Raw genomic sequence first — 8,656 nt, 5'->3', positions numbered from 1 at the left:
TGGGGGGTGCGAGACGTTGACGCAGTTGTTTGAGACGATGTGTTCTTTTGTGCTGGCGAGCGACCTACTCTGTTTAAAACGTAAGGGGTCGTCGGATGCGTCAGTTGTGTATAGCAGACAGGTAGTCGAGATACAAGGGCGGTCGGCGTTTTTCCGGCCGCCGCTGCGCGCGACGGCGCCAACGTTGTCCGCCCTACGCTGGCTCCTCGGTCGTCTTCGTGAACAGCTTCTCCCCGCAGCGGCTGCAGAACGCTGCCTGGGGTTCGTGGTGGTCCTTGTGGCAGGTCGGGCAGTCGTGGAGCAGGCTGTCCTGGCGCATGGCGTTGGCCAGTTCGGCGGTGAAGATGCCGGTGGGCACGGCGATGATCGAGTAGCCGGTGACCATGATCAGCGTGGCCAGTGTCTTGCCCAGTCCGGTGTGCGGCACCATGTCGCCGTAGCCGACAGTGGTCAGCGTCACCACCGCCCAGTACACGCTGGTGGGTATGCTGGTGAAGCCGTTTTCCGGGCCCTCGATCACGTACATCAGCGTGCCGAAGATCACCACCAGGGTGCTCACCGTGAGCAGGAACACGATGATCTTCTGCCGGCTGCCGCGCAGCGCCACCAGCAGGAAGTTGGCCTGGCTCAGGTAAGGGGTCAGTTTGAGAATCCGGAACACCCGCAGCAGGCGCAGCACGCGCACCACGATCAGGTATTGGCTGCCGGGCACCAGCAGGGCCAGGAAGCTGGGCAGGAACGACAGCAGGTCGACCGCCCCATAGAAGCTGAAGATGTACTTGCGCGGTTCCGGATGGCAGTAGATGCGCACCCCGTACTCGACCATGAACAGCAGGGTGAACAGCCATTCCAGCGCCAGCAGCGGCAGGCCCGCTTCGGCATTCACCGTGGGGATGCTGTCGAACATCACCACCAGCAGGCTGGCCAGGATCGCCACCAGCAGCCAGGTGTCGAAGCGCCGGCCTTCCGGGGTGTTGGTGAAGAAGATCACCACGTAAAGGCGCTCGCGCCAGCTCATTTCACTCAGGGGATTGTCCATCGCGATTCGCCCGGCTCATCGAATGCTGGCTAGGGTAACCGCTGCACGCCGCGTACGCCGCGCCCGGGCGCGGAAAATCTGCCACAATCGCGCCCTTTCCGATTTGCCCGCGATTGCTCGATGACCGACGCCCTGCCTGCCATTGCCACCCTGCTGAACAATCTCGACCAGGCGTTTTCCGCCGATCGCCATCGCCTGCGCCGCCAGTTGCAGGACCTGCAGAAGAAGCCCGACGACGCCCGCCTGGCCCAGTGGCTGGAGCGCTTCCAGGCCAGTTGCGCCAAGGTGCAGGCGCGCCGCGCGAGCGTGCCGGCCATTCGTTACGACGATGCGCTGCCGATTGCCGCCAAGCGCGACGAGATCAAGGCCGCGCTGGAGAAGCATCAGGTGCTGGTGATTGCCGGCGAGACCGGTTCGGGCAAGACCACCCAGCTGCCGAAGATCTGCCTGGAAATCGGCCGGGGCGTGAACGGCCTGATCGGCCACACCCAGCCGCGCCGGCTGGCGGCGCGCAGCGTGGCCACCCGGGTCGCCGAGGAGCTGGCCGCGCCGCTGGGCGAACTGGTCGGCTACCAGGTGCGCTTCGAGGACCAGAGCACCGAGCGCACCCTGATCAAGCTGATGACCGACGGCATCCTGCTGGCGGAAACCCAGCACGACCGCTTTTTGGAAAAGTACGACACGCTGATCGTCGACGAGGCCCACGAGCGCTCGCTGAACATCGATTTCCTGCTCGGCTACCTGAAGAAGCTGCTGCCGCGCCGCCCGGACCTGAAGGTCATCATCACCTCGGCGACCATCGATCTGGAGCGTTTCAGCAAGCATTTTGATAACGCGCCGATCATCGAAGTCTCCGGGCGCACCTACCCGGTGGAAACCTGGTACCGCCCGCTGGCCGCCGAGACCGACGAGGACGGCAACCGGGTCGAGGACGACCTGACGGTCGATCAGGGCATCCTCGCCGCGCTGGCCGAAATCGAGGCCCACGAGAAGAGCGTCGGCAAGCGCCCCGGCGACGTACTGGTGTTCCTGCCCGGCGAGCGCGAGATTCGCGACGCCGCCGAGGTGCTGCGCAAGGCCAATCTGCGTCTGACCGAGGTGCTGCCGCTGTATGCGCGGTTGACCCCGGCCGAGCAGCAGAAGATCTTCAAGCCGGCCGCCGGGCGCAAGATCGTGCTGGCCACCAACGTGGCGGAAACCTCGTTGACCGTGCCGGGCATACGCTACGTGATCGACTCCGGCACCGCGCGGATCAGCCGCTACAGCTATCGCTCCAAGGTGCAGCGCCTGCCCATCGAGGCGGTGTCGCAGGCCAGCGCCAACCAGCGCAAGGGCCGCTGCGGACGCGTCGAGCCGGGCATCTGCATCCGCCTGTACAGCGAGGAGGATTTCCTCGGCCGGCCGGAATTCACCGATCCGGAGATCCTGCGCACCAACCTGGCGGCGGTGATCCTGCAGATGCTGCACCTGCGCCTGGGCGATATCGCGGATTTCCCCTTCATCGAGCCGCCGGACGGCAAGGCGATCAGCGACGGCTTCAACCTGCTGCAGGAACTGTCGGCGGTGGACCGCGAGGGGCGCATCAGCGCCCTGGGTCGCCAACTGGCGCGCATCCCCATCGACCCGCGCCTGGGCCGCATGCTGCTGGAAGCCGCGCGCCTGGGCAGCCTCGACGAGGTGCTGATCGTGGCCAGCGCGCTGTCCGTGCAGGATGTGCGCGAACGCCCGGCCGACCGCCAGCAGGCCGCCGACCAGGCCCATGCCCAGTGGAAGGACCCGGATTCCGACTTCGCCGCGCTGATCAACCTGTGGCGTGGCTTCGAGGAAAAGCGCCAGGAGCTGGGCGCCAACGCGCTGCGCAGCTGGTGCCGCAAAAACTTCCTCAACTACCTGCGCCTGCGCGAGTGGCGCGATGCGCATCGGCAACTGCTGTTGATCGTGCGCGAACTCAAGCTCGGCGCCGGCAAGGCGGTGGATGGCTCCGGCCATCCACCCTACGCAGCGACCGACGACCGCAGGGTTGAAGACGGCGAAGCCTCTTCCACCAATCGCATCACCCCCACCACCGACACCAAGCTCAACGCCAAGCTCAAGGAGCAGGCCGAAGCCCGGGCCGCCGCCCAGCGCGCCAAGGGCTACGCCGCCGTGCACCAGGCGATTCTGTCCGGCCTGCTCAGCCACATCGGCAGCAAGACCGAGGACGGCGATTTCCTCGGTGCCCGCCAGCGGCGCTTCTGGATTCACCCCTCCAGCGTCATCGGCCGCAAGAAGCCGCAGTGGGTGATGGCCGCCGAGCTGGTGGAAACCACCAAGCTGTTCGCGCGCATGGTGGCGAAGATCGAGCCGGACTGGATCGAGCCGCTGGCCGGGCACCTGATCAAGAAGAACCACTTCGAGCCGCACTGGGAGAAGAGGCGCGGCCAGGTGGTGGCCTTCGAGCAGATCACCCTGTTCGGCCTGATCGTGGTCGGCAAGCGCCCGGTGCATTACGGCCCCGTCGACCCGCCGGCGGCCCGCGAGCTGTTCATCCGCGAGGGGCTGGTGCGCGGCGAGATCAATAGCCGCGCCAAGTGCCTCACCGAAAATCGCGACCTGCTGGAGCTGCTCGACGAGCTGGAGGCCAAGGCGCGGCGCCGCGACATCCTCGCCGACGAGGACACGCTGTTCGCCTACTACGACGCGCGCCTGCCGCAGGACATCTACCAGGCCGCCAGCTTCGAGAGCTGGTACAAGCGCGAGAGCCAGAAGAACCCGCAGCTGCTGCTGATGCGCGAGGAAGACGTGCTGGCCCGCGACGCCAGCGAGATCACCGCCGCCCAGTACCCGGATCACCTGCGCCTGGGCGAGCTGCAATTGCCGCTGACCTATCACTTCGAGCCCGGCCATCCGCGCGACGGCGTGACCGTGCGCGTGCCCGCGCCGCTGCTGCCGCAGTTGCCGGCCGAGCGCCTGGAATGGCTGGTACCGGGCCTCCTGGAAGCCCGCGCCATCGAGCTGGTGCGCAACCTGCCCAAGGCGATGCGCAAGAACTTCGTGCCGGTGCCGGACTTCGTGCGCGCCGCGCTGGCCAAGCTGCCCTTCGCCGAAGGCTCGCTGCCCGAGGCGCTGGGCCGCGAACTGCAGCGCATGACCGGTGCCCGGGTGCCGGAGGAAGCCTGGGCCGAGGCCGGCGAGAAGGTGGAAAGCCACCTGCGCATGAACATCGAAGTGGTGGACGCGCGCGGCAAGTTCCTCGGCGAAGGCCGCGACCTGGCGGAAATCACCGCGCGCTTCAGCGAAGCCAGCCAGGCGGCGCTGGCGCTGCCGACCCAGAAGGCCGAGCAGCAGAAGCCGGTGGAAGCCAAGGGTTTCGCCCCGGTGGCCGAGAAGACCCAGCAGAAGGTCGCCGGCCTGGCCATGACCGTCTACCCGGCGCTGGTGGAAGAGGGCGGGGTGGTCAAGGAGGGGCGCTTCCCGACCCAGGCCGAGGCCGAGTTCCAGCATCGCCGCGCGCTACAGCGCCTGCTGCTTCAGCAGCTCAGCGAACAGGCGAAATTCCTGCGCGGCAAGCTGCCGGGCCTGACCGACATGGGCCTGCTGTATCGCGACCTGGGCCGCGTCGAGGCGCTGACCGAGGACATCCTGCTGGCCAGCCTGGACAGCTGCATCCTCGACGGCGTCGAGCCCTTGCCGCGTGACGGTGCCGCGCTGGCCTCGCTGGCTGAGCACAAGCGCGGCGCCTGGACCGAGCACGCCGAGCGTCTGTCGCGGCTGGTGCTGGAGATCCTCAAGCACTGGCACGCCCTGCAGAAACGCTTCAAGGGTCGCATCGACCTGGCCCAGGCGGTGGCGCTCAACGACATCAAGGCGCAGCTGGGCAACCTCATCTACCCCGGCTTCGTGCGCGAGACGCCGGGCGAATGGCTGCGCGAATATCCCCGTTACCTCAAGGCCATCGAGCAGCGCTTCGACAAGATTGGCGCGCAGCTGCAGCGCGACCGGGTGTGGAGCGGCGAGCTGGCCGGCTACTGGGAGCAGTACCAGGCGCGCCTGAAGAAGCACCTGCAGGAAGGCAAGCGCGACCCTGAATTAGTGGCTTACCGCTGGATGCTGGAGGAATACCGCGTCTCACTGTGGGCCCAGCAACTGGGCACGAAGATGCCGGTGTCGGACAAGCGCCTGAGCAAGCAGTGGGCGCTGGTGGAAGCGTGAGTTGCGTGCGGAACCCGTAGGGCGGACAACGTCGTTCTTGTCCGCCGTGCGCGGCTAGCCGGGGGCCAGTCTGCGGACAGGAAAGCGCTGTCCGCCCTACAGGGCTGGTGACTCGTAGGCCGGGCAAGGCAATGCCTTGCCCGCCGAGACGAGGCAGCGGTGCGCACCGATGTGGCGACCGGGAAAAACGCCGTTCGCCGTACCGTTACCTCGCGGCGCTCCGGCTCAGCGCCTCGATGGAATATCCCAACTGATAAACGCCCAGCGCATCGGCGCACCGCCGCTGCGGGCGCGCTCCGGGTCGACCTGGTACCAGCGTTGCAATTCGGCGCGCTGGTCGGCATCGATCGGCCCGAAGGCCCAGGCCACGCGCTGGGCGAATTCCTCGAAGTTGCGGGTGCCGCCCAGGCGGTTGCGGGTTTCCAGGTAGTCCAGGCGCGGGTGGATGTCGCGCTGGTGCAGCAGGCTGACGGTGTACAGGTAATCCGGCAGGCGCCGGGGCTGGCGGCCGAGCAGGGCGGCGATCTCCGGCTCGCTGAGGGCGCCACCGACCAGTTGGGTCATGTAGGCGCGCAGCCGGCCGTGGCGGTTCATCTTGTCCAGGGCGTCGGCCAGGTCTTCGACCAGCCCCGAGCGCGACGCCACCACGATGTCGCACACTGGCACGTCGCTCCAGTCCTCTTCCCAGGCGCGCTGGATGCCCTGCACATTGCCCAGGCCCTGCTCTTGGGCGTTCTGGGCCAGGCAGGCGAGCATGCCGGCGCTGAAGTCCAGGCCGTACACCCGCTCCAGCCGCGCGGCCAGCGGCAGCGCCAGGGTGCCCGGCCCGCAGCCGATGTCCAGCAGCGTGCGGGCGCCGTCCAGGTTCATGCGGCCGATGAAGTCGCTGGCGTAGCGCGAGGCCTGGCTGCTGCGGTTCAGTTCGCCGGCGCGGCGATCCCAGTCGCTGGCCGGCTTGGGCGTGCGGCCGGCCTGGCGCAGGTGCTCGCGGTAGAGGGCGGCGAAGTCGATATCGTCGAGGGTCATGGGCGGGGTCGATCGTTTGCGGCCGGTGGACCCAGTCTGGCGGCGCAGCCGCGACAATCCCCTGCGACCCGTCGTCGCGGCGGACGGGGCGCCTGGCGGAGCGGATGCTGGCCAGACGACGTCATCCGGGGCCTTTCGTCCTTTGCGGGGGCTGCACACGCCTTCCGTTCGGTAGACCAAAAGACTGCGTTCGGTGCATTTTCCCCGGCGATAATCATTGACTCGCTTCCTGCGGGGTCGGTAGCGTGCGCAGCCGGCCGCCCGCCGTAGGCGCGCTGAATAAAGCCAAGAGCCATAGACAACAATAATGCTGGCGCTCCACAAGGGCGTCCTTCGGAGAGTTGCATGCAAACCAGCCAACTTCTGCTCGAAGGTGTTGAACTCATGCTATTCGGCATGGGTTCGGTCTTCGTCTTCCTGATTCTGCTGATCTTCTGCATTCGCCTGATGACCTTCCTGACCGGCCGCTTCGTCAGCGAGCCGCCGGCCACGCCGACCCAGCAGGTTGCCACGCCTGCGCCGGCCGATGCAGACACCCTGGCCGCCATCCGGGCCGCGATTCACCTTCACCGCGCGCGCCGCGCCTGACCCAGGAAAGGGAAATCCCCATGACCGTTTCGAACAAGAAGCCGCTCGGCATTACCGATGTGGTGCTGCGTGACGCCCACCAGTCCATCCTCGCCACCCGCGTGCGCCTGGAAGACATGCTGCCCATCGCGCCCAAACTCGACCAGGTAGGTTTCTGGTCGGTGGAAAGCTGGGGTGGCGCGACCTTCGACGCCTGCATCCGCTATCTGGGCGAGGACCCCTGGGAGCGCATCCGCGAGCTGAAGAAGGCGATGCCCAACACCCGCCAGCAGATGCTGCTGCGTGGCCAGAACCTCCTCGGCTACCGCCACTACGCCGATGACGTGGTGGAGAAGTTCGTCGAGCGCGCCGCGATCAACGGCGTGGACGTGTTCCGCGTGTTCGACGCGATGAACGACCCGCGAAACCTGGACACCGCGCTGCGCGCCGTGAAGCGCCAGGGCAAGCACGCCCAGGGCACCATTTCCTACACCACCAGCCCGGTGCACACCCTGGACATGTGGGTCGACCTGGCCAAGCAGATCGAAGACATGGGCGCCGACTCGGTGGCCATCAAGGACATGGCCGGCATCCTCACCCCGTACCAGGCCTACGAGCTGGTCTCGCGTCTGAAGGCCAGCCTGGCCATTCCGGTGCACATGCAGTGCCACGCCACCGCCGGGCTGTCCACCGCCGCCATCCTCAAGGCCGTGGAAGCCGGCATCGACAACGTCGACACCGCCATCTCCTCGCTGTCCATGACCTACGGCCATTCGCCGACCGAGTCGGTGGTGGCGATCTTCCAGGGCACCGAGCGCGACACCGGCCTGAACCTGGAACTGCTCGAAGAAGTGGCCGCCTACTTCCGCGAGGTGCGCAAGAAGTACGCGAAGTTCGAAGGCACCCTGCGCGGCGTCGACTCGCGCATCCTGGTCGCCCAGGTGCCCGGCGGCATGCTGACCAACATGGAAAGCCAGCTCAAGGAGCAGGGCGCGCTGGACAAGTTCGACCAGGTGCTGGACGAGATCCCGCGCGTGCGCGAGGACCTGGGCTTCATCCCGCTGGTCACCCCCACCTCGCAGATCGTCGGTACCCAGGCGGTGATCAACGTGCTCACCGGCGAGCGCTACAAGTCGATCACCAAGGAAACCGCCGGCGTGCTCAAGGGCGAGTACGGCGCGGCGCCGGCGCCGTTCAACGCCGAACTGCAGGCCCGGGTGCTGGATGGTGGTGAAGCGATCACCTGCCGCCCGGCCGACCTGCTCGAGGCCGAGATGGACAAGCTGACCGCCGAGCTCAAGGGCATCGCCCGCGAGAAGGGCATCCGCCTGGCCGCCGACGAGATCGACGACGTGCTGACCTATGCGCTGTTCCCGCAGATCGGCCTGAAGTTCCTGGAGAACCGTGGCAACCCGGCGGCCTTCGAGCCGGCGCCGAACGGCCGGGAAGCGGCGCCCCGCGAGTCTGGCAAGCCGGAGGTCTACACCGTGGACGTCAATGGCAAGTCGTTCGTGGTGCAGGTCAGCGATGGCGGTGACATCGAGGGTATCAAGCCGCTCAATGGCGCCGCTTCGCCGACGGCCGCCGCGTCCGCCGCCGTGCCGGCGTCCGGCGAGCCGCAGCCCGCGCCGCTGGCCGGCAACATCTTCAAGGTCCTGGTACAGCCCGGCCAATTGGTACAGGAAGGCGACCTGGTGGTGATCCTCGAGGCCATGAAGATGGAAACCGAGATCCGCGCCTTCAAGGCCGGCACCGTCTCCACCGTCGAGGTGAAGGTCGGCGACGCGGTCGCGGTTGGCCATCCCCTGCTGAGCATCGCCTAAGGAGCGTTCC

5 protein-coding genes are annotated in these 8,656 nt (G+C 67.2%); 3 read left to right on the top strand and 2 right to left on the bottom strand.

Annotated elements, in window-relative coordinates:
* Positions 1-193: 193 nt before the first annotated feature.
* A complete protein-coding gene (locus SF06_RS07360) occupies positions 194-1,039 on the bottom strand; it encodes an ion transporter (RefSeq protein ID WP_039560505.1) in 846 nt (281 codons plus the stop codon).
* A gap of 120 nt (positions 1,040-1,159) precedes the next feature.
* Between SF06_RS07360 and hrpA the strand changes: the two genes are divergently transcribed.
* A complete protein-coding gene (gene hrpA, locus SF06_RS07355) occupies positions 1,160-5,230 on the top strand; it encodes an ATP-dependent RNA helicase HrpA (RefSeq protein ID WP_039560503.1) in 4,071 nt (1,356 codons plus the stop codon).
* Between the two features lie 225 nt (positions 5,231-5,455).
* Here the strand turns inward: hrpA and SF06_RS07350 are convergent, their stop codons facing one another.
* Positions 5,456-6,256: a class I SAM-dependent methyltransferase gene (locus SF06_RS07350; RefSeq protein WP_039560501.1), complete on the bottom strand. Its 801-nt coding sequence runs from the start codon at positions 6,254-6,256 to the stop codon at positions 5,456-5,458.
* A gap of 345 nt (positions 6,257-6,601) precedes the next feature.
* Between SF06_RS07350 and SF06_RS07345 the strand changes: the two genes are divergently transcribed.
* Both SF06_RS07345 and oadA read left to right on the top strand, forming a co-directional pair.
* Positions 6,602-6,844, top strand: a complete 243-nt coding sequence (locus tag SF06_RS07345) for an OadG family protein (RefSeq protein ID WP_027589374.1) — start codon at positions 6,602-6,604, stop codon at positions 6,842-6,844.
* Positions 6,845-6,864: 20 nt separating this feature from the next.
* A complete protein-coding gene (oadA, locus tag SF06_RS07340; protein ID WP_039560499.1) occupies positions 6,865-8,646 on the top strand; it encodes a sodium-extruding oxaloacetate decarboxylase subunit alpha in 1,782 nt (593 codons plus the stop codon).
* Positions 8,647-8,656: the final 10 nt, after the last annotated feature.

This window comes from Pseudomonas flexibilis, from assembly GCF_000802425.1.
GTDB lineage: Bacteria > Pseudomonadota > Gammaproteobacteria > Pseudomonadales > Pseudomonadaceae > Serpens > Serpens flexibilis.
The sequence above is the reverse complement of the archived record's forward strand: the minus strand, read 5'-3'. Positions and strand labels throughout refer to the sequence as shown.

What these genes read in the sequence shown, in the direction of transcription:
- SF06_RS07360 (WP_039560505.1), bottom strand. Translation starts at nt 1,039, where the DNA reads ATGGACAATCCCCTGAGTGAAATGAGCTGGCGCGAGCGCCTTTACGTG.
- hrpA (WP_039560503.1), top strand. Translation starts at nt 1,160, where the DNA reads ATGACCGACGCCCTGCCTGCCATTGCCACCCTGCTGAACAATCTCGAC.
- SF06_RS07350 (WP_039560501.1), bottom strand. Translation starts at nt 6,256, where the DNA reads ATGACCCTCGACGATATCGACTTCGCCGCCCTCTACCGCGAGCACCTG.
- SF06_RS07345 (WP_027589374.1), top strand. Translation starts at nt 6,602, where the DNA reads ATGCAAACCAGCCAACTTCTGCTCGAAGGTGTTGAACTCATGCTATTC.
- oadA (WP_039560499.1), top strand. Translation starts at nt 6,865, where the DNA reads ATGACCGTTTCGAACAAGAAGCCGCTCGGCATTACCGATGTGGTGCTG.